Annotated in this window: 17 protein-coding genes; 8 read left to right on the top strand and 9 right to left on the bottom strand. The window is 72.0% G+C overall.

Going from position 1 to position 19,758, the window contains the following annotated elements:
• Window positions 1–71 precede the first annotated feature (71 nt).
• The 3 genes from DEI81_RS02050 to zapE all read right to left on the bottom strand — a co-directional run bounded on the left by DEI81_RS02050 (window position 72) and on the right by zapE (window position 3,349).
• Window positions 72–731, bottom strand: a complete 660-nt coding sequence (locus tag DEI81_RS02050) for a tyrosine-protein phosphatase (protein WP_181435291.1) — start codon at window positions 729–731, stop codon at window positions 72–74.
• 71 nt (window positions 732–802) lie between these two features.
• Window positions 803–2,077, bottom strand: coding sequence for an ammonium transporter (locus DEI81_RS02045; RefSeq protein ID WP_111008815.1), 1,275 nt, complete (start codon window positions 2,075–2,077; stop codon window positions 803–805).
• Between the two features lie 243 nt (window positions 2,078–2,320).
• Window positions 2,321–3,349, bottom strand: a complete 1,029-nt coding sequence (gene zapE, locus DEI81_RS02040) for a cell division protein ZapE (RefSeq protein ID WP_111008814.1) — start codon at window positions 3,347–3,349, stop codon at window positions 2,321–2,323.
• Window positions 3,350–3,521: 172 nt separating this feature from the next.
• On the opposite strand from zapE, the gene DEI81_RS02035 reads away from it, so the two are divergent.
• The 6 genes from DEI81_RS02035 to DEI81_RS02010 all read left to right on the top strand — a co-directional run bounded on the left by DEI81_RS02035 (window position 3,522) and on the right by DEI81_RS02010 (window position 10,367).
• Window positions 3,522–4,445 (top strand): sulfurtransferase, encoded by a 924-nt coding sequence (locus DEI81_RS02035; protein WP_111008813.1) that lies wholly within the window; start codon window positions 3,522–3,524, stop codon window positions 4,443–4,445.
• Window positions 4,442–4,876 (top strand): SufE family protein, encoded by a 435-nt coding sequence (locus DEI81_RS02030; protein ID WP_111008812.1) that lies wholly within the window; start codon window positions 4,442–4,444, stop codon window positions 4,874–4,876. Before DEI81_RS02035 ends, DEI81_RS02030 begins: the two co-directional genes overlap by 4 nt.
• A 174-nt stretch (window positions 4,877–5,050) precedes the next feature.
• Window positions 5,051–5,647, top strand: a complete 597-nt coding sequence (locus tag DEI81_RS02025) for a DUF3000 domain-containing protein (RefSeq protein WP_146243985.1) — start codon at window positions 5,051–5,053, stop codon at window positions 5,645–5,647.
• Complete coding sequence (locus DEI81_RS02020; protein WP_375334750.1) at window positions 5,640–6,908, top strand: HRDC domain-containing protein; 1,269 nt, start codon at window positions 5,640–5,642, stop codon at window positions 6,906–6,908. Before DEI81_RS02025 ends, DEI81_RS02020 begins: the two co-directional genes overlap by 8 nt.
• A gap of 77 nt (window positions 6,909–6,985) precedes the next feature.
• Window positions 6,986–8,197, top strand: coding sequence for a thiolase family protein (locus DEI81_RS02015; RefSeq protein ID WP_111008810.1), 1,212 nt, complete (start codon window positions 6,986–6,988; stop codon window positions 8,195–8,197).
• A gap of 1 nt (window position 8,198) precedes the next feature.
• Window positions 8,199–10,367, top strand: coding sequence for a 3-hydroxyacyl-CoA dehydrogenase NAD-binding domain-containing protein (locus tag DEI81_RS02010; RefSeq protein WP_111008809.1), 2,169 nt, complete (start codon window positions 8,199–8,201; stop codon window positions 10,365–10,367).
• Window positions 10,368–10,472: 105 nt separating this feature from the next.
• On the opposite strand, the gene dxs is transcribed toward DEI81_RS02010, so the two are convergent.
• The 5 genes from dxs to dut form a co-directional block, all read right to left on the bottom strand.
• Window positions 10,473–12,422 carry a 1-deoxy-D-xylulose-5-phosphate synthase gene (dxs, locus tag DEI81_RS02005; RefSeq protein ID WP_111008808.1) on the bottom strand — a complete coding sequence of 650 codons (1,950 nt, stop codon included), beginning with the start codon at window positions 12,420–12,422 and terminating at the stop codon, window positions 10,473–10,475.
• A gap of 155 nt (window positions 12,423–12,577) precedes the next feature.
• Complete coding sequence (locus DEI81_RS02000; protein ID WP_111008807.1) at window positions 12,578–15,415, bottom strand: aconitate hydratase; 2,838 nt, start codon at window positions 15,413–15,415, stop codon at window positions 12,578–12,580.
• A gap of 70 nt (window positions 15,416–15,485) precedes the next feature.
• Window positions 15,486–16,262 carry a DUF3159 domain-containing protein gene (locus DEI81_RS01995; RefSeq protein WP_111008806.1) on the bottom strand — a complete coding sequence of 259 codons (777 nt, stop codon included), beginning with the start codon at window positions 16,260–16,262 and terminating at the stop codon, window positions 15,486–15,488.
• The gene (locus DEI81_RS01990) at window positions 16,262–16,969 is read right to left on the bottom strand and encodes a DUF3710 domain-containing protein (protein ID WP_111008805.1); all 708 of its coding nucleotides are present in this window, start codon (window positions 16,967–16,969) and stop codon (window positions 16,262–16,264) included. The genes DEI81_RS01995 and DEI81_RS01990 overlap by 1 nt, the downstream gene beginning before the upstream one ends.
• Entirely contained in the window at window positions 16,966–17,496 is a 531-nt protein-coding gene (gene dut / locus DEI81_RS01985; RefSeq protein ID WP_111008804.1) for a dUTP diphosphatase, read from the bottom strand. The genes DEI81_RS01990 and dut overlap by 4 nt, the downstream gene beginning before the upstream one ends.
• 39 nt (window positions 17,497–17,535) lie before the next feature.
• Between dut and DEI81_RS01980 the strand changes: the two genes are divergently transcribed.
• The gene (locus DEI81_RS01980; RefSeq protein WP_111008803.1) at window positions 17,536–17,967 is read left to right on the top strand and encodes a DUF3093 domain-containing protein; all 432 of its coding nucleotides are present in this window, start codon (window positions 17,536–17,538) and stop codon (window positions 17,965–17,967) included.
• A 97-nt stretch (window positions 17,968–18,064) separates the two neighbouring features.
• Here the strand turns inward: DEI81_RS01980 and DEI81_RS01975 are convergent, their stop codons facing one another.
• A complete protein-coding gene (locus DEI81_RS01975) occupies window positions 18,065–18,361 on the bottom strand; it encodes a DUF4193 domain-containing protein (RefSeq protein WP_111008960.1) in 297 nt (98 codons plus the stop codon).
• A 298-nt stretch (window positions 18,362–18,659) separates the two neighbouring features.
• Here DEI81_RS01975 and sepH point away from each other — a divergent pair, with 298 nt between their 5' ends.
• Window positions 18,660–19,757, top strand: a complete 1,098-nt coding sequence (gene sepH, locus DEI81_RS01970; RefSeq protein ID WP_111008802.1) for a septation protein SepH — start codon at window positions 18,660–18,662, stop codon at window positions 19,755–19,757.
• Window position 19,758: the final 1 nt, after the last annotated feature.

The raw sequence follows: 19,758 nt of genomic DNA, 5'->3' as shown, positions 1-19,758 counted from the left end.
ACACACGACAGGGCGGCATCGTCCGCGATCTCGCGGTTCCCGGGCCGGGGGCCGGTGGCCGGGACCCGAGGTCAGAGCCGGTCGACCTCGCGGTCGCTCAGCCCGAGCCAGCGCAGGTAGCCGCGGACGGACAGGAACCGCTCCTCCACGTGCTCGACGACCGCGACGGCCGTGGCGGCCTCCGATCGGGCGTTGCGGTCGAAGTGCTCGGCGTCGGCAGCCTCGGCGCGTTCGCGGGCGAAACGGTCCGCCAGCGCCGCCCCGGTCGCGGCGTAGTCCGCACCGATGCGGTCGAGATCCGCACCCCAGAGCCGGGCGAGCAACGCGCTGACGACGCCGGTGCGGTCCTTGCCCGCGGAGCAACAGACCAGCACGTCGCCCTCGGTCTCGGCCAGGGCGCGGAACACGAGAAGCATCGTCGCTCGGTGCCGCACGAGCCAGTCCACGTACTGGTCGCGGAGCTCGAGGGCGTCGGGGGCCGACTCCTCACCGACCGCGGGGTCGAACAGCGGTACGTTCCGGTAGCCCGCGGCCGCGCGGAGCGGGTGCGTGAGCGCGGCGACCTCGTCGCCGCGGCGCAGGTCCACGACCGTCTCGAGCACGACGGGGTAGGCGGTGGCCGGCACGTCCTCGGTGTTCGAGCGGTAGACGGTGCGAGTCCGCCCGGCCTGGAACCCGGGTCCGCCGACCTCACGGAAGTTGGCGAGCGTGGGCGGTGTCGTCGTGGTCACCGCGTCAGTCTGCCACCGGACACGACGACGCCCCCGGCGCGGAGCCGGGGGCGTCGTGCGTGTCGCGTGGGTCAGCGGACGGAGACCGGGGTGCGGTCGGCCTCCTCGTAGAGCACGTAGCCCTCCTCGCCGTGGACGGCCGTGTCGATGCCGGCGACCTCGTCTTCGGCGCGAACGCGGAACCCGATGGTCTTCTCGACGATCCAGCCGATGACGAAGGCGAGGACGAACGAGTAGACGAGCACGACGCCGGCCGCGGTGGCCTGCTTGCCGAGCTGCACGAACGAGCCGGAGTAGATGAGCCCGGTGGTGTTCGCGAAGAACCCGAGCCACAGCGTGCCGACGATGCCGCCGACCAGGTGGACGCCGACGACGTCGAGCGAGTCGTCGAAGCCGAGGCGGTACTTCCAGTCGATCGCGAAGCAGCAGATGATGCCCGAGACGAACCCGAGGACGACGCCCCAGCCGGGCGTCAGCGCGGCACAGGCGGGCGTGATCGCGACGAGACCGGTGACGGCGCCCGACGCCGCGCCGACCGAGGTGGCCTTGCCGTCGCGGATCTTCTCGATCATGAGCCAGCCGAGCACGGCGGCGGCGGGTGCGGCGAGCGTGTTGATCCACGCGAGCGAGGCGATGCCGTCCGCGGCGCCCTCGGACCCGGCGTTGAACCCGAACCAGCCGAACCAGAGGATGCCGGCGCCGAGCAGGACGAACGGGGGGTTGTGCGGCTTGTGGGCACCCTTGGCGAACCCGACGCGGCGGCCGAGCACGATCGCGAGGGCGAGGCCCGCGGCACCGGCGTCGATGTGGACCGCCGTGCCACCGGCGAAGTCGATGACACCCCACGTGGCGAACATGCCGGACCTGAGGTTGAACACCCAGCTGGCGACCGGGAAGTAGACGAGGGTCACCCAGATGCCGGAGAAGATCATCCACGCGCCGAACTTGGCGCGGTCGGCGATGGCGCCGGAGATGAGCGCGACCGTGATGATCGCGAACGTGGCCTGGAACCCGACGAAGGCGAGGTCGGGGTACGTGGCGTGGAGCGTCGACGCCTGCGACTGCTCGAACGCCTGGCCGAGGCCGAGCTGGTTGAGGTCGATGCTGAAGAACCCGACCTTGCCGACGACGTGGGTGCCGGGGCCGGTGTTCGCGAACGAGATCGCGTAGCCGTACAGCACCCACAGGACGCTCACGAGACCGATCGCGCCGAAGGACATCATCATCATGCTGATGACGCTCTTCGCCTTGACCAGGCCGCCGTAGAAGAACGCGAGGCCCGGCGTCATGAACAACACCAGCGCCGCCATGATCAAGATGAAGGCCGTTTGACCTTGGTTGAGCATCTGTTCACCTCTCTGTTGCTGTGGACCGCGTCGGCGGCGCTGTCCGCGTCTGACGGGCCCGCCTCGGGTGGGACCAGTGTGGCGACGAGAGGTTTCACTCCGGAGCACGGCGTGTTTCACGGATGTAACACGACGCGCCGCCGTGTGAACGTTGTGTTTCGGCAGGCTGGCGCGGCGCTCGACAGCAGCCGAGGACCTCCCCCGAACAGGTGCCGACGCGCAGCCGACGCGCCGGAGCGGCGTTCAGGCGCGCGTCAGCGCGACCACGCGCGACGCGGCACGGAGGTACTTCTTGCGGTACCCACCCGAGAGCATGGACTCCGGGAACACCTGGTCGAGCGGAGTGCCGGACGCCACGAGCCGCACCTGGGCGTCGTACAGGCGGTCCACGAGCGCGACCCACCGGAGCGCGTCGGTCTGGTCGGTGAACGGCACGACGTCGACGAGGCCGGCCGCGTCGAGCCCCTCGACCATCGCGACGTACCGCGAGGGGTGCACCGTCCCGAGGTGCGCGACGAGGTCGGCGAACCGGTCCTCGGTGACGCGCGCCTGGCCTCCCGGCAGGGCGCGGAGGACCGCGGCGACGTCGTCGACGGTCGCGGCGGTCTCGTCGATGGAGCGGCGGCGGAAGTCGAGCCCGTCGATGCGGAGCGTGGTGAACCGGTCCGCCATCGCCTGGATCTCCCGGAGGAAGTCCTGCGCCGCGAACCGGCCCTCGCCCAGGGCCCCGGGCGGCGTGTTCGACGTCGCCGCGATGCGGGTGCCGCGCTCGGCGAGTTCCCGGATCAGCCGGGTCATCATCATGGTGTCGCCCGGGTCGTCGAGCTCGAACTCGTCGATGCACACGAGCGCCGTGCCCGTGAGGAGGTCCACGGTGCCCTGGAACCCGAGCGCACCGACGAGTGCCGTGTACTCGATGAACGTCCCGAACGTCCGGCGGCCGGTCTCCGCGTGGTACGCCGCCGCCAGCAGGTGGGTCTTGCCGACACCGAAGCCGCCGTCGAGGTACACGCCCGACGTCGTCGGCTCGGGTGCGGGACGCCGACGGCCGAACAGTCCGCGGCGGGCGGACACGGGCCGGTCGGCGACGAACCGCTCGACGGCGTCGCGGACCTCGGCCTGCGACGGGAAGTCGGGGTCGGGTCGGTACGAGGCGAACGACGCGTCGGCGAACTGCGGCGGCGGGACGAGCGCCGCGGCCATCTGCTCCGGCGTGACGACGGGGTCCCGGTCCGCCAGACGCGGCAGGGTCCCGACGGCGTCGTTCGGCATGCTGGGCGGACCTTCCGTCGAGGGATCGGGAACAGCGTCACCCGTCGTCACGTTGATCGACCACGGACGGTGCGGACGCGTAGCGTTGTCCGGGCGCCGCCCGTCGATGCTATCCGCGTCCGATGTCCACCCGCACGATCCGAACCGGCCCCGAGGGGCCCAGGAGGTACCCATGACCGCCCCGGTCGACCCGTCCGAGCAGTTCGCCGCGTACGCCCACCCCGAGCGACTCGTGTCGACCGCGTGGCTCGCCGAACGGCTGACGGCCGCGGAACCCGGTCAGCACGACCTCGTCGTCGTCGAGTCCGACGAGGACGTGCTCCTGTACGAGACCGGCCACATCCCCGGCAGCGTCAAGATCGACTGGCACACCGACCTGAACGACCCGGTGCAGCGCGACTACATCGACGGCGAGGCGTTCGCGCGCCTGGTCGGCGGCAAGGGGATCGCGCGCGACACGACGGTCGTCATCCACGGTGACAAGAACAACTGGTGGGCCGCGTACGCGTTGTGGGTCTTCACCCTCTTCGGGCACGAGGACGTCCGTCTGCTCGACGGCGGGCGGGCGAAGTGGGTGGCCGAGGGTCGCCCCATGACGACGGACCGGACCGAGGTGACGCCGGTCGAGTACCCCGTGGTCGAGCGGCGGGACAGCGCCGTCCGCGCCTTCAAGGAGGACGTCCTCGCGCACCTCGGCGAGCCCCTGATCGATGTCCGGAGCCCCGCCGAGTACTCGCGTGAGCGCACCACGGCGCCGGACTACCCGGAGGAGGGCGCGCTGCGCGCCGGCCACATCCCGACCGCCACGAACATCCCGTGGGCGACCGCGGCGGCGCCGGACGGCACGTTCCGTCCTCGAGCCGAGCTGGACGCCGTGTACCGCGACGGTGCGGGCATCGGCGACGACGACGCCGTGATCGCCTACTGCCGCATCGGCGAGCGGTCGAGCCACACCTGGTTCGTGCTCACGCACCTGCTCGGGATCCAGGACGTCAAGAACTACGACGGCTCGTGGACCGAGTGGGGCAGCGCGGTGCGCGTGCCGATCGCGACGGGCACCGAGCCGGGCGACATCCCGGCGGGACGGACCCGATGACCGACACGCTGCCCGCGTCGCTCGCCACGATCCGCGACGACTTCCTCGCGCTGGGGCTCCAGGACCGCCTGCAGCTGCTGCTCGAGTTCTCGGACGAACTCCCGGCGCTGCCGCAGGAGTACGCCGAGCACCCGGACCTGCTCGAGCGCGTCGAGGAGTGCCAGTCCCCCGTGTTCATCTTCGTCACGGTCGACGACGGCGTGGTCACGATGCACGCCACGGCTCCGCGCGAGGCCCCGACCACCCGCGGCTTCGCGTCGATCCTCGCGCAGGGACTCAGCGGACTGACCTCGGACGAGGTCCTGGCGGTGCCGGCGGACTACCCGCTGACGCTCGGACTCAGCGAGGCCGTGAGCCCGCTGCGGATCCGCGGCATGGTCGGCATGCTCGGCCGGGTGCAGCGGCAGGTCCGGGCGGCCGTCGCCGCGTAGGTCACGGTGCGTCCGAGGGAGACCGTGCCGACGCCGAGACCGACCGTGAGGACACTCCTCGCGAGGCGCGCCGACGACGCCGTTCCGGTCATCGCACGCGTCCTCTCTGCCGAGCAGACCGACGGACGGCGTGCCGCCCCTCCCGGTCCCGGCTCCGGAGCCTAGTCTGCAGAGGTGTCCGATACCCCTGCACCGACCGCGGAACCCGAGGCGTTCGCGCGCCTGCGGGCGTTCGTGGCCCAGGGCTCGACCCGGTCGGAGACGACCGTGACCGAGATCCCGTCGCCGAGCCGGGTGGCGCCGCACTCCCTCGCGCTGGCCGCCGACGTCTCGGGGATCGCTCACGGGGTCGACTCCGACCTCGGCACCGGTCGGTTCATCGCCATGTACGACCCGGCGGAGCCCGAGGGCTGGTACGGCCCGTTCCGCGTCGTCACGTTCGCCCAGGCGCCCCTCGAGCCCGAGATCGGGGTGGACGAGTTCGTCGCCGACGTCACGTGGAGCTGGCTCGTCGACGCCCTCGCGGCGCACGGTGCCGCGTACGACCACGCCTCCGGCACGGCGACCAAGATCATCTCGCGCGGCTACGGCGAGCTGAGCGCCCAGGGCGACGGCGCCCAGCTCGAGCTCCGTGCCTCGTGGAGCCCCACCGATGACGACCTCACGGCGCACGTGCGGGCCTGGGAGGACATCGTCGCGATGCTCGCCGGACTCCCACCGTCGTCGGACGGCGTCACCCTCCTCGCCCCGAGGCGGCTCGCCCGTGACTGACCAGCGCACGACGCCCGACGGAACGGACCCCGGCGTCGAGGACTCCCACGCGACCGTCCGCGTCATCGAGGACCTCGCGGCGTACCGGCAGGCCGTCGCGCACATCGCCGCCGGTCACGGTCCGGTCGCGGTCGACGCCGAGCGCGCGAGCGGCTACCGGTACTCCCAGCGCGCCTACCTGATCCAGGTCTACCGCCGCGGTGCCGGGGTGTTCCTGCTCGATCCGATCGCGATCAGGGCCGAGGACGCCGACGCGTTCGCCGCCCTCCAAGCGGTCATCGGGGACGAGGAGTGGGTGTTCCACGCCGCGAGCCAGGACCTGCCGTGCCTTCGCGAGGTCGGGCTCGTGCCGCGGCGCATCTTCGACACCGAGCTCGGAGCGCGGCTCGCGGGGCTCAGCCGCGTCGGCCTCGGCGCGGTCGTCGAGGAGCTCCTCGGGATCCACCTCGCCAAGGAGCACTCCGCCGCCGACTGGTCCACACGTCCGCTCCCCCAGGCGTGGCTCGTGTACGCGGCCCTCGACGTCGAGCTCCTCGTCGACCTCCGCGACGAGATGGCCGAGCGCCTCGAACGGTCCGGCAAGGCCCACATCGCCGAACAGGAGTTCGCGGCGGTCCTGACGCGCGTGCCGAAGCCCCCGCGCGCGGAGCCCTGGCGCCGGCTCTCGGGGCTGCACACGCTCCGCGGACAGCGGTCCCTCGCGATCGCACGGGCGCTCTGGCAGGCGCGTGACGCCTACGCCCAGGCGGCGGACGTCGCGCCCGGGCGCACGATCCCGGACTCGGCGATCATCGCCGCCGCGGCCGCGAACCCGTCGTCGAAGCGCGAGCTGGGTGCCGTCAAGACGTTCTCCGGACGCGCGAGCCGCAGCGAACTCGACCGGTGGTGGGCCGCCGTCGAGGAGGGCCGGGCGACCACGGACCTCCCGTCGGTGCGTGGAACGGGTGAGCCGTCCCTCCCGCCGCCGCGCGCGTGGTCGGACCGCAATCCCGCGGCCGATCGCCGGTACAAGGCGGCGCGACCCGCGGTCGTGGCGCGCGCTGAGGAGCTCGCGCTCCCGGTCGAGAACCTGCTCACTCCGGACACCCTCCGGACGCTCGCGTGGGAGCCCCCCTCGCCCGTGACCCCCGAGACCGTCGCCGATGCGCTGGCCGCGCTCGACGCCCGCCCGTGGCAGATCGAGGAGACCGCGGACCGCATCGCCGCCGCGTTTGTGGCAGCCGGACAGGCCGACGAGCCGGGCGGCGAGTCCGCCTCGTAGGAACCGGCCAACCGACTCGCTCCGGGGTCGCGCCCGGCCTAGCGTCGGCGATGATCGAGGAAGATCAGGAGGCTCATGTGACCAAGGCATCAGACGTCGTCTTCGTGGACGGTGTCCGGACCCCGTTCGGACGCGCCGGCGAGAAGGGGGTGTTCTGGAACACCCGGGCGGACGACCTCGCAACGCACGCGATGCGTGGCCTGCTCGACCGGAACCCGTCGCTGGACGGCGCCGCCGTGGACGACGTCGCGGTCGCCGCGACGACGCAGCAGGGCGACCAGGGGCTGACGCTCGGCCGCACGGTCGGCATGCTCGCGGGCCTCCCGAAGTCGGTTCCCGGCTACGCGATCGACCGGATGTGCGCCGGCGCGATGACGAGCGTGACGACCCTGGCCGGGGCGATCGCGTTCGGCGCCGCTGACGTCGCGATCGCCGGCGGGGTCGAGCACATGGGTCGGCACCCGATGGGTTTCGGGGTCGACCCGAACCCCCGGTTCCTCGCCGAGCGCATGGTCGCGGGCGACGCACTCGTCATGGGCAACACCGCGGAACGACTGCACGACCGGTTCCCCGCGATCACGAAGGACCGCACCGACGCCTACGCCGTCCGCTCCCAGCAGCGGTACCAGGCGGCGTGGGAGGCCGGGAAGCTCCAGCCGGACCTCGTCCCCGTCGCGGTCGCGACCGGATCGGGCTGGGACGTCGTCGACCGCGACGAACCGCCGCGGCCCGGCACCACCCTGGAGGCCCTGGCCGCGCTGGGGACACCGTTCCGGCCCCACGGACGGGTCACCGCCGGCAACGCCGCCGGCCTCAATGACGGCGCCACCATGAGCCTCCTCGCCTCGGAGGACGGCGCGAAGCAGCACGGACTCCCGACGAAGATGCGCATGGTGTCGTTCGCGTTCGCCGGCGTCGACCCCGAGGTCATGGGCGTCGGACCCGTCCCGGCGACGGACAAGGCGCTCCGGAAGGCCGGGCTGTCGATCGACGACATCGGGCTGTTCGAGATCAACGAGGCGTTCGCCGTGCAGGTCCTGGCGTTCCTCGACAACTACGGCATCCCGGAGGACAGCGAGAAGGTGAACCCGTGGGGCGGGGCCATCGCGGTCGGCCACCCCCTCGCGTCGAGCGGTGTCCGGCTCATGACCCAGCTCGCCGCCCAGTTCGCCGAGCACCCCGAGGTCCGGTACGGGATCACGACGATGTGCATCGGACTCGGGCAGGGCGGCACGGTGGTCTGGGAGAACCCGGGCTTCTCGCGCAGCGCGGCACGGAAGGCGGCCTGACATGACCACGACCGGCACGAACGCCACCGCGACACCGGACCAGGCCGTGCTCGACCGACTCGAGGCGCTCGCGGCCGACGAGGTCGTCACGAACGCCCACGTCAAGCACGTGGCGTTGCCCTCCGGAGGCCGTCTGGCGCTCATCACGCTCGACAACGGCAAGGACCACAAACGCCCCAACACGCTCGGCCCGCGGTCGCTCCGGGCGCTCGGCGAGGCGCTCGACCAGGTGCGCGCGGACGCCGCCGCCGGCACGATCCGCGCCGCGGCCATCACGGGCAAGCAGTACTGCCTCGCCGCCGGCGCAGACCTCTCCCAGGCCTCCCGCGTGCCGGACCGCGAGACCGCGCACGCGCTCGCCCGGCTCGGACACGACACCCTCCGGCGGCTCGGCGACCTCGGCGTGCCGTCGTTCGCCTTCGTCAACGGGATGGCCCTCGGCGGCGGACTCGAGGTCGCGCTGCACTGCACCTACCGCGTGTTCTCATCCGCGGCGCAGGGCATCGGGCTGCCCGAGGTGTTCCTCGGGATCATCCCCGGCTGGGGCGGCGCGACGCTGCTCCCGCGGCTCATCGGGCCCGAGCGCGCGCTCCGCGTCATCGTGGAGAACCCGCTGAAGAACAACCGGCTCATGGACGGGCCCACCGCCGTCGAACTCGGCATCGGCGATGCGCTCGTGCCCTCGGCGATGTTCCTCACCGATGCGCTGCGCTGGGCCGACGGCGTGCTGTCCGGTCGGGTGACGGTGCAGCGCCCGAACGAGCCGGGCACCCTCGCCAAGGCCACCTGGGGCACGGTCGTCAAGGTCGCCCGAGGGCAGGTCGCGGGCCGGATCGGCACCGTGCCGCGCTCGCCCCGGGTCGCTCTCGACCTCGTCGCCGCCGCCCGTTCCGGCAGCCTCGACGACCGGTTCGCGGCCGAGGACGACGCCCTCGCGGACCTCATCAGCGGCGACCAGTTCGCCGCGTCGATGTACGCGTTCGACCGCGTGCAGAAGCGCGCCAAGCGTCCGGTCGGCGCACCCGAGGCCGCTCCGCGGACGATCACGAAGGTCGGCGTGCTCGGTGCCGGACTCATGGCGTCGCAGTTCGCGCTGTTGTTCGCCCGCCGTCTCGGTGTGCCCGTGGTCATCACCGACCTCGACCAGGGCCGCGTCGATGCCGGGGTGGCCCGGATCCGCAGCGAGGTCGACGCGCTGCTCGGCAAGGGACGGATCTCGCCCGACGACGCCAACCGGATCGTGGGCCTCGTCTCCGGCACGGTGTCCCTCGAGCCGTTCGCCGACGCGGACTGGGTCATCGAGGCCGTGTTCGAGGAACTCGGCGTCAAACAGGACGTCCTCCGCCGGGTCGAGCAGATCGTCGCCCCGGACGCGATCCTCGCCACGAACACGTCGTCGCTCTCGGTCGAGGCCATGGCCGACGCGCTCGAGCACCCGGACCGCCTCGTCGGCTTCCACTTCTTCAACCCGGTCGCGGTCATGCCGCTCGTCGAGGTGGTCCGCGCACCGCGGACGTCGGACGAGGCCGTCTCGACCGCACTCGCCGTCGCGAGGACGCTGAAGAAGACCGCGATCATCACGGCGGACGCCCCCGGCTTCGTCGTGAACCGTGTGCTCGCCCGGGTCCTCGGCGAGGCGATGCGCGGCGTCGAGCAGGGCACCCCGTTCGAGGTCGTGGCCGAGGGCGCCGCGCCGCTCGGCCTCCCGATGTCGCCGTTCGAACTGCTCGAACTCGTCGGTCTGCCCATCGGCGCCCACGTGCTCGACTCCCACCACCAGGCGTTCCCCGACCGCTACTGGTCGGGCGACGGACTCCGGCGGCTCGCCGAGCACGGTGCCATCACGACGCGCGACAAGAAGGGCGCCGTGACCGGGTACGACCGGGCGGCGGTGGAACTCGTCGCGCCCGCGAAGAAGGACGCGACACCATCGTCCGCGGCGGAGATCCAGCGACGCTTCGAGGACGGCCTCGCGGACGAGCTCCACCGCATGCTCGACGAGGGCGTCGTCTCCGCCGTCGAGGACATCGACCTCGGGCTGATCCTCGGTGCCGGGTACCCGTTCCACTCGGGCGGCATCAGCCCGTACCTCGACCGGGTCGGCGCGTCCGAGCGGGTGTTCGGCGGCACATTCCACGACCCGCGGATCGTGGGTCCGGCCTCCCGCTGAGCGCCGCTCCGGCCGCGTCGCACCGGAGCATCCCGTTCGGACACCGGGATGCCCCGGTGCGACCGGCACCCCGGCGGTGCGACGGCGGTCGCGGACCCGCCGCCGTCAGCGCTGCGCCGAGCCCGACGACTCGCGAGCGGGGGCGGGCTTCGCCTTCGGCAGCTTCGTGCCCACGACCTGGTCGATCACGTCGCGCGCGATCGCCTGTGCCGACAGTCCGACCTGCTCGAGGATCTGGGACCGCGACGCGTGGTCGATGAACGCGTCGGGCAGCCCGAGCTCGTTCACCGCGGTGTCGACCCCGGCCGCGCGGAGGTCCTGCCGCAGGCGCGTCCCGATGCCCCCGACGCGGACGCCGTCCTCGAGCGTGATGACGAGCCGGTGGTCGCGCGCGAGGTCGACGAGCGAGGTCGCGATGGGCACGACCCATCGCGGGTCGACCACCGTGGCGCCGATGCCCTGCGCTTCGAGGAGCGCGGCGACGTCGAGCGCGATCGGTGCCATCGCCCCGACCGCGACGATGAGGACGTCCTCGGCGTCCGACGAGTCCGACGCCGACCGGAGCACGTCCACGCCGTCCGCGAGGCGGTGCACCGCGGGGATGTCCGGCCCCACCGCGCCCTTCGGGAACCGCACGACGGTCGGGGCGTCGTCGACGGCGACGGCCTCGCGGAACTCCTCGCGGAGGGTGCTGGCGTCACGGGGCGCAGCGATGCGGATGCCCGGGACGACCTGCAGGGTCGCGAGGTCCCACATACCGTGGTGGCTCGGTCCGTCCGGACCGGTGACGCCGGCGCGGTCGAGCACGAAGGTCACGCCGGCGCGGTGCAGGGCGACGTCCATGAGGACCTGGTCGAACGCGCGGTTCACGAACGTCGCGTAGAGCGCCACGACCGGGTGCAGTCCGCCGAACGCGAGCCCCGCTGCCGTGGTGACGGCGTGCTGCTCGGCGATCCCCACGTCGTACACGCGCTCCGGGTGCCGCTCCTGGAACCGGTGCAGTCCCGTCGGCCGGAGCATCGCCGCGGTGATCGCGACGATGCGCTCGTCGTCGTCGCCGGCCTGCGCGAGTGCCTCCGCGAACACGTCCGTCCAGGCGGGTCCGGCGCTCGCGCTCTCGAGCGACTCGCCCGTCTCGGGGTCGATGTGCCCGACGGCGTGGAACTGGTCGGCGACGTCGCGGAGCGCGGGCTCGAAGCCGTGCCCCTTCTCCGTGATCGCGTGCACGATGACCGGCGTCCCGTAGTCCTTCGCCTGCCGGAACGCGGCTTCGAGCGCGCGCTCGTCGTGGCCGTCGACCGGTCCGATGTACTTGATGTCGAGGTTCGAGTACAGCGCCTCGTTGTTCGTGAACCGCGACAGGAACCCGTGCATGCCGCCCCGGAGTCCCCGGTACACGGCACGTCCGGGATGCCCGAAGTGGCTCGCGAAGCGTTGGGTGCGCTCGTACATCTCGCGGTACTCACGCCGCGTCCGCACCTGGTTGAGGAACCGCGCCATGCCGCCGATCGTCGGCGCGTAGGAGCGGCCGTTGTCGTTGACGACGATGACGAGACGGCGGTCGTTGTCGTCCGAGATGTTGTTGAGGGCCTCCCACGTCATGCCGCCGGTGAGCGCGCCGTCACCGACCACGGCCACGACGGTGCGATCACTCTGCCCGGTGAGCTGGAACCCCCGCGAGATGCCGTCCGCCCACGACAGCGACGACGACGCGTGCGAGGACTCGACGATGTCGTGCTCGGACTCGGACCGCTGCGGGTACCCGGCGAGACCGCCCTGTGTCCGCAGGCCGCTGAAGTCCTGTCGCCCCGTGATGAGCTTGTGGACGTACGACTGGTGCCCGGTGTCGAACACCATGGGGTCGTGCGGGGAGTCGAACACCCGGTGCATGGCGAGGGTGAGTTCCACCACGCCGAGGTTCGGCCCGAGGTGCCCGCCCGTCTTCGCCACCTCGGCCACGAGGAACGTGCGGATCTCCGCTGCGAGCTCGACCATCTGGGTGTCGGACAGACGCTTCAGGTCGCGTGGCGACCGGATGCCGGACAACAGGCTCACGGACGCTCCTTTCGTGGGCGAACGCTCAGTGTATTCGCGCCACCGCAGAACGGTCTGGTTGCTGGCGGCGCGGGGCTCGTCGCGCAGATGGTGACCTGGACGGACGGGAGGGACGGTGCCAGTCGCACCCTCCCTCCCGTCCGTCCACCGGTCACCTAGACGAGCGAGCGGAGCACGTACTGCAGGATGCCGCCGTTGCGGTAGTAGTCGGCCTCGCCGGGGGTGTCGATGCGCACCACCGCGTCGAACTCGACGGGCTGGGCACCCGCGGGCGAGTGCTCACTCGGCGTCGCGGTGACGTGCACCGTGCGCGGGGTCGTCCCGTCGTTGAGCTGCTCGAGCCCCGAGATCGACACGACCTCGGTGCCGTCGAGTCCGAGCGAGTCCGCGGTCTCGCCCGCCGGGAACTGCAGCGGCACGACACCCATGCCGATGAGGTTCGAGCGGTGGATGCGCTCGAAGCTCTCCGCGATCACCGCACGGACGCCGAGCAGGTTCGTGCCCTTCGCCGCCCAGTCGCGGGAGGACCCGGATCCGTACTCCTTGCCGCCGAGGATCACGAGCGGGACACCCTGCGCCTGGTAGTGCTGCGACGCGTCGTAGATGAACGCCTGTGCACCCTCGGGGGTCGTGAAGTCCCGCGTGTACCCGCCCTCGACGCCGTCCAGCAGCAGGTTCTTGAGGCGGATGTTCGCGAACGTCCCGCGGATCATGACCTCGTGGTTGCCGCGGCGCGACCCGTACGAGTTGAAGTCCTTCCGATCCACCCCGTGCTCGGCCAGGTAGTGCCCGGCGGGGCTGTCCGCCTTGATGGAGCCGGCGGGCGAGATGTGGTCGGTCGTGACGGAGTCGCCGAGCTTCGCGAGCACCCGGGCGCCGCTGATGTCCGACACCGGGGTGGTCTCGATCGTCAGGCCCTCGAAGTACGGGGGCTTCCGGACGTAGGTCGACTCGGCGTCCCACTCGAACGTGTCACCGGTCGGCGTCGGCAGGGACTTCCAGCGGTCGTCGCCCTCGAACACCGAGGCGTACTCGTGCGTGAACATCCCGGTGTCGATCGAGTGGTCGATGACCTCCTGCACCTCGGCCGCGTCGGGCCAGATGTCCTTGAGGTACACCGGCTCCCCCGACTGGTCGGTGCCGAGCGCGTCCGCGTCGAAGTCGAAGTGCATGGACCCGGCCAGCGCGTACGCGATCACGAGGGGCGGGGACGCCAGGTAGTTCATCTTGACGTCGGGGTTGATGCGCCCCTCGAAGTTCCGGTTGCCGGAGAGCACCGCGGTCACGGCGAGGTCGTTGTCCTGCACCGCCTGCGAGATCTCGTCGGGCAGCGGGCCGGAGTTGCCGATGCACGTGGTGCAGCCGTAGCCGACCGTGTAGAACCCGAGGTCCTCGAGGTACCCGGTGAGCCCGGCCTTCTCGTAGTAGTCCGTGACGACCTTCGACCCGGGCGCGAGCGTGGTCTTGACCCACGGCTTCGACTTCAGGCCCTTCTTCGCGGCGTTCCGGGCGAGGAGCCCGGCCGCGAGCATGACCGACGGGTTCGACGTGTTCGTGCACGACGTGATCGCGGCGATGGCGACCGCGCCGTGGTCGATCGTGAACGCGTCGCCGCCGTCGAGCGCCACCCGGACCGGCTTCGACGCCGTGTTCGGCGCGCTGGCGGCGTGGAGCGGGACCTCCGACGGCTGGGCGTCCGCGTCGTCCTGGACGGCGTGCTCGTCGCCGGGCGCGGCGGCCACCGGGTCCGACGCGGGGAACGAGTCGGCGACGGCCTTGTCCTCTTCCGACGGCGTCGTCGTGGCGTAGTTCGCCAGGTCGACCTCGAACTGGTCCTTGGCGACCGAGAGCTCGATGCGGTCCTGGGGCCGCTTCGGTCCGGAGATCGACGGCACGACCGTCGAGAGGTCGAGCTCGAGGTACTCGGAGTACGCCGGCTCCACCGAGGGGTCGTGCCAGAGGCCCTGCGCCTTGGAGTAGGCCTCGACGAGGGCGATCTGCGACTCCTCGCGCCCGGTGAGGCGCAGGTACTCGAGCGTGACGTCGTCGACCGGGAAGATCGCGGCGGTCGACCCGAACTCGGGGCTCATGTTGCCGATCGTCGCGCGGTTCGCGAGCGGCACCTGGGCGACGCCCTCGCCGTAGAACTCGACGAACTTGCCGACCACGCCGTGCTTCCGGAGCATCTGGGTGATCGTCAGGACGACGTCGGTCGCGGTGACGCCGGCCGGGATCGCACCGGACAGCTTGAACCCGACGACCTTCGGGATGAGCATCGACACCGGCTGACCGAGCATCGCCGCCTCGGCCTCGATGCCGCCGACGCCCCACCCGAGGACGCCGAGCCCGTTCACCATCGTGGTGTGCGAGTCGGTGCCGACGAGGGTGTCCGGGTAGGCCGTCAGCTCGCCGTCGATCTCGCGCGTGTAGGTGACACGGGCGAGGTACTCGATGTTCACCTGGTGGACGATGCCGGTGCCCGGCGGGACGACCTTGAAGTCCTCGAACGCGGTCTGCCCCCAGCGGAGGAACTGGTACCGCTCGCCGTTCCGCTCGTACTCGATGTCCGTGTTGACCTTCAGCGCGTCAGCACGCCCGAAGAGGTCGGCGATCACCGAGTGGTCGATGACGAGCTCGGCCGGCGCGAGGGGGTTGATCTTCGTCGGGTCCCCGCCGATCTCCGCCATCGCCTCACGCATGGTGGCGAGGTCGACGATGCACGGCACGCCGGTGAAGTCCTGCATCACCACGCGCGCGGGCGTGAACTGGATCTCGGTGTCGGGTTCCGCGGTCGGCACCCAGGAGCCGAGCGCGCGGATCTGCGCCTCGGTGACGTTCGCGCCGTCCTCGGTGCGGAGCAGGTTCTCGAGCAGGACCTTCAGGCTGTACGGGAGTCGCTCGTGTCCGGGCACGGTGTCGATGCGGTGGAACGCGTGGTCGACACCCCCGACCGTGAGGACGTCCTTCGAACCGAAGCTGTTCAACGCAGCCATCGTGCCGCCTCCCTTGCTGGTCGGGCCCGCTCCGTCGCGGGCCCGAGATGTCTCGATGTCGAGACAGATGCTACACGCGGTCGGGGCCTCCGGCGGCGTCGACGTCCCCGGTGCCGCCGTCGGCGACCTGCCCGAACACGGAGCGGACGAGCAGCCACGTCACCCAGAGCATCGCCGCGTAGAGCGGTACCCCGGTGACGAGCTTGATGCCGGCCAGGAGCTCCACCTGCGCGGCGAGGTAGAGCGGGACCTCGATCGCGAGCCGCACGGCGAACAGCCCCGCCCAGAGCCAGGTCGCCACGGTGAGCACACGGCGCTTGCCGGGGTCGCTGCGCCAGTGGTCGCCCTCCGGCAGCAGGAGCCCCACGACGATCCCGATGAGCGGCCGTCGGGCCACGAGGGTGGCGAGCAACACGGCCAGGGACACCGCGTTCACGACGATGCCCGGCACGAAGTTGCTCTCGGCGCGCCCGGTGAACAGCGACAGGCCGGCGGAGATCGCGACGCCGAGGATCCCGGAGAGCGCGGTGACGAGCGGCTGACGCTGCACGAGCCGCAGCCCGACGAACACGAGCCCGACGAGCACGGGGACCACGACACTCGGCACGAGCTGGTGCGTGACGGCGAACACGATCAGGAACGCGAACCCCGGGAGGATCGACTCGGCCAGTCCGCGCACCCCGCCGACCGCCGCGACGAGCGCGCGGCCCGATGGCGCCTCGCCCGGAGCGACCCGCGCGATGCCGGCCCGCGCGACCGCGTCACGCAGCTGCGCCGACAACGACAGCGCGTCGGCGTGGTCTGTGGCGTGGTCCTCGGGGAGCGGGGCGCTCGGGTCCGACGTCATCAGATCGTCGCGGTCGGCATCGTCTTCGGCATGTGGAGCGGGATGAGGTCGCGGGGCGGCATGGGACTCGTCCCGCGGACGACGACCACGCTCCGGAACAGGTCCTCGATCTCGGTCGCGGCCTCGGGGTCCTCCGCCGCCTTGCCGGCGATCACACCGCGGAGGAACCAGCGGGGCCCGTCGACCCCGACGAAGCGCGCGGTCCGCAGCCCGTCGGTGACGCCGTCCTCGCCGACCACCGGGACGTCCGCGCGGAGCTCCGGGCCGAGCGGCCCGTCCACCTCGGTCGCCACGCCACCCTGCCGACCGATCTGCTCGGCGATCTGCGCGCGGATCTCGTGCCAGAGCCCCGTCGTCCGGGGCGCGGCGAACGGCTGCACCTGGAGCGTCGACTCCTCGAAGTCGAGACCGACCGCGACGACCCGCTGCGAGCCCTCCTCGACCTCGAGGCGGAGGTGGAGGCCCTCACGCGGCAGGATCTTCACCCCGCCGAGGTCGACGTACGGACGCACGGGATTCGCCTCGGTCTCGTCGAGCGGCCCGTTCTCCTCGCGGTCCGCGGGAGCCGACTTCGCCGTCGGCTCGACCGTCACGACCTCGTCGAGCGCCTCGTCGGCCTCGTCCGCGATGTCCACCTCGGGCGTGGTCGAGGCGAGCTCGACCTCCTCGGCGGGCTCGGTGCCCTTCTTGCCCCTGCCGATCCTCATGCGCCGGCTCCTTCCTGGTCGTCCGTTCCGGGTCGCGTGCCGTCCGCCGCGCCCTCCGTCGTGGGGGCGGCCGCCACGCTCACGTCCACCGCCGTACCGTACCCGGACGACCCGAATCCGCCGTGTCCGCGCACGCTGTCCGGGAGCTCGTCGACGGCGACGAACCGCACGGCGGGCACGGGCATCACGACGAGCTGGGCGATGCGGTCCCCCACCGCCACCGAGTACGACTCGCGCTGGTCCGTGTTGAGCAGGGCGACCTTGAGCTCCCCGCGGTACCCGGCGTCGATCGTGCCGGGCGCGTTGACGATCGTGATCCCGTGCTTGGCGGCCAGACCGCTCCGCGGCACCACGAACCCGGCGTACCCGTCGGGCAGGGCGATCCGTACGCCGGTGCCGACGAGTCGACGCTCACCGGGGGCGAGCACCACCGCCTCGGTGGAGACGAGGTCGGCTCCGGCGTCTCCCGGGTGGGCGAACCGAGGGGCGTCCGCCCCGGTCCATGGCACGTCGAGGGGCTCGGTCACGTGACGAGGGTAGTGCACACGGCGTGGTCGAATAGGGGGGTGACCGTGTACCGCGAACGACTCTGGGCTCCCCCGACCCTCTACCTCGCGACCGCGCTGGTGATCCCCGCCAGCCTGCTCGTGTTCCTGCCCATCAACACCACCGTCGGCGTCGTCGTCGCGATCGGCATGGAGCTCGCGGTCCTCGTCATGCTCTGGCTGCTCGCACCGATCGTCGAGGTGACCGAGGACGAGTTCCGGGCGGGCCGCGCGCACCTGCCGCGGAGCGCTGTCGGCGCGGTGCAGGGGTACGACGGCAGCGCGGCGACCCGCGAGCGCGGGCCGACGTTGGACGCGCGCGCCTGGACGCTCTTCCGTGGCTACGTCCACGGGGTGGTCAAGGTCGAGGTCGCCGACGCGCAGGACCCGACCCCGTACTGGTTGGTGTCCGTGCGGCACCCCGACCAGGTCGTCGCGGCCCTCGGACGCTGACCGGTCGGGAGGACGACGAACGGCGCCGGTCGGGAGGACGACGAACGGCGCCGGACCCCGATCGGGATCCGGCGCCGTTCGACGTGCGGGGTGTGGACTACGCCGAGGCGCACTCCATGCAGACGGGACCGAGCTTCGTCTCGTGGTCGAGCTGCGAGCGGTGCTTCACGAGGAAGCACTCGACGCAGGTGAACTCGTCCACCTGCGGCGGCAGCACCACGACGTCGAGGTCGACGTCGGAGAGGTCCTGTCCGGCGAGTTCGAAGCTGCCGGGGTTGTCGGCGTCGTCGACGTCCACGACACCCGACATCTTGTCGGGGACGCGCTCCTTCAGTGCCTCGATCGACTCGGAGTCGTCGTCGGTCTTCCGAGGGGCGTCGTAGTCGGTGGCCATGCCCATCCGTTCTCGTTGAGAGGGGTCGTCGCCGGGATCGGCGGCGACAGTTTGCATCAAGTACCGATGATTCGCAAACCGTGCGATCCGGTGCTCCAGCAGGCGGTGCAACCCGTCGGGCCGGCTGCGCATTCCCGCTTCCAGCCCGTCTTCACGCCGTCGTCGGCACCGGCGTGAGCGGCCGGCCACGGACACGAGGCCGACGACGTTTCCGCGCGGCACGCCCACGACGTCCCGGTCGCGGGGTCGGGCGGGTGGCACACTTCCGGACTGTACGCATGCACGGGAAGGCGGACAGATGCAAGACGTGAGAGTCATCGGTGTGGAACCGGGCGCGATCCTCCTCGCGACCGACTCCGGGAGCGAGTACCGGCTCGCGGTCACCCCCTCGCTGTCCGGCCAGGTCCGCCAGGCGAGCCCCGCCGAGGGCGAGCCGCACCGCCGGATCCCGCCCAAGGAGATCCAGGCGCGCATCCGCGCCGGGCTGAGCAGCGAGCAGGTCGCCGAGCTCATGGGCGTCGAGGTCGAGGACGTCCGTCGGTTCGAGGGGCCGGTGATGGCCGAGCGGTCGTTCGTGCTCGACGCCGCCCGACGCGTCTCCGTCACGGGCGAAGCGGGAGCACCCGAAGTATTCGGTGACGCCATCACCGCGCGGCTCGAGGCCGGCGACGCCACCGACGTCCGCTGGTCCAGCCGGAAGGACGTCGAGCACGGCTGGCAGGTGCAGGTCCACTACATCGCGGACGAGGTCGAGCACGACGCGCAGTGGCGCTTCGACCCGAAGACCTCGACGCTGACGCCCGACAACGGCGACGCGCACCGCCTGTCGCGCGAGGACGACGACGAGGGCCTCACCCCTCGGCTCCGCGCCGTCGATCCGGAGCCCGAGGACAGCGCGTCCACCCGGTTCGACTCCGGCGCGTTCCGGGTCGAGACCGACCAGCGTCCGGCTCCGGACCGGGAGGCCGCCGACCGTCCGCCACTCCGCGCACCGCTGCCGCGCATCGGCGCGCCGGCCGTCGAGGAACGGGGCCCGGGGAACGAGACCGCCGACCTGCTCGAGGCGCTGCGGCGCCGGCGCGGTGAGCGCGAGGCCGCCACGTTCGGCGACCACTCGGACGACCGCCGCGGGGACGACCGGCAGCGCCGGTCGGTGACCGTCGTGGACATCCCGCTCGACACCCTCGCTCCCGGCGAGGTCGGCGACGCCGACGGGGTCGACGACCCGGTGGGCGACGGCGGCCGCCCGTCGTCCGCGCCCCGGGCGGACGAGTCCGGCTCCACCGCGGAGCAGCCCGACGGAGGCCGACCGGACCGGAAGAAGCGGAGCCGACGGGCGATGCCGAGCTGGGACGAGATCGTGTTCGGCACGCGGCCGGACGACGACCTGGCCTGAT

The organism is Curtobacterium sp. MCBD17_013, from assembly GCF_003234565.1.
In the GTDB taxonomy this organism is placed as follows: domain Bacteria; phylum Actinomycetota; class Actinomycetes; order Actinomycetales; family Microbacteriaceae; genus Curtobacterium.
The sequence above is the reverse complement of the archived record's forward strand: the minus strand, read 5'-3'. Positions and strand labels throughout refer to the sequence as shown.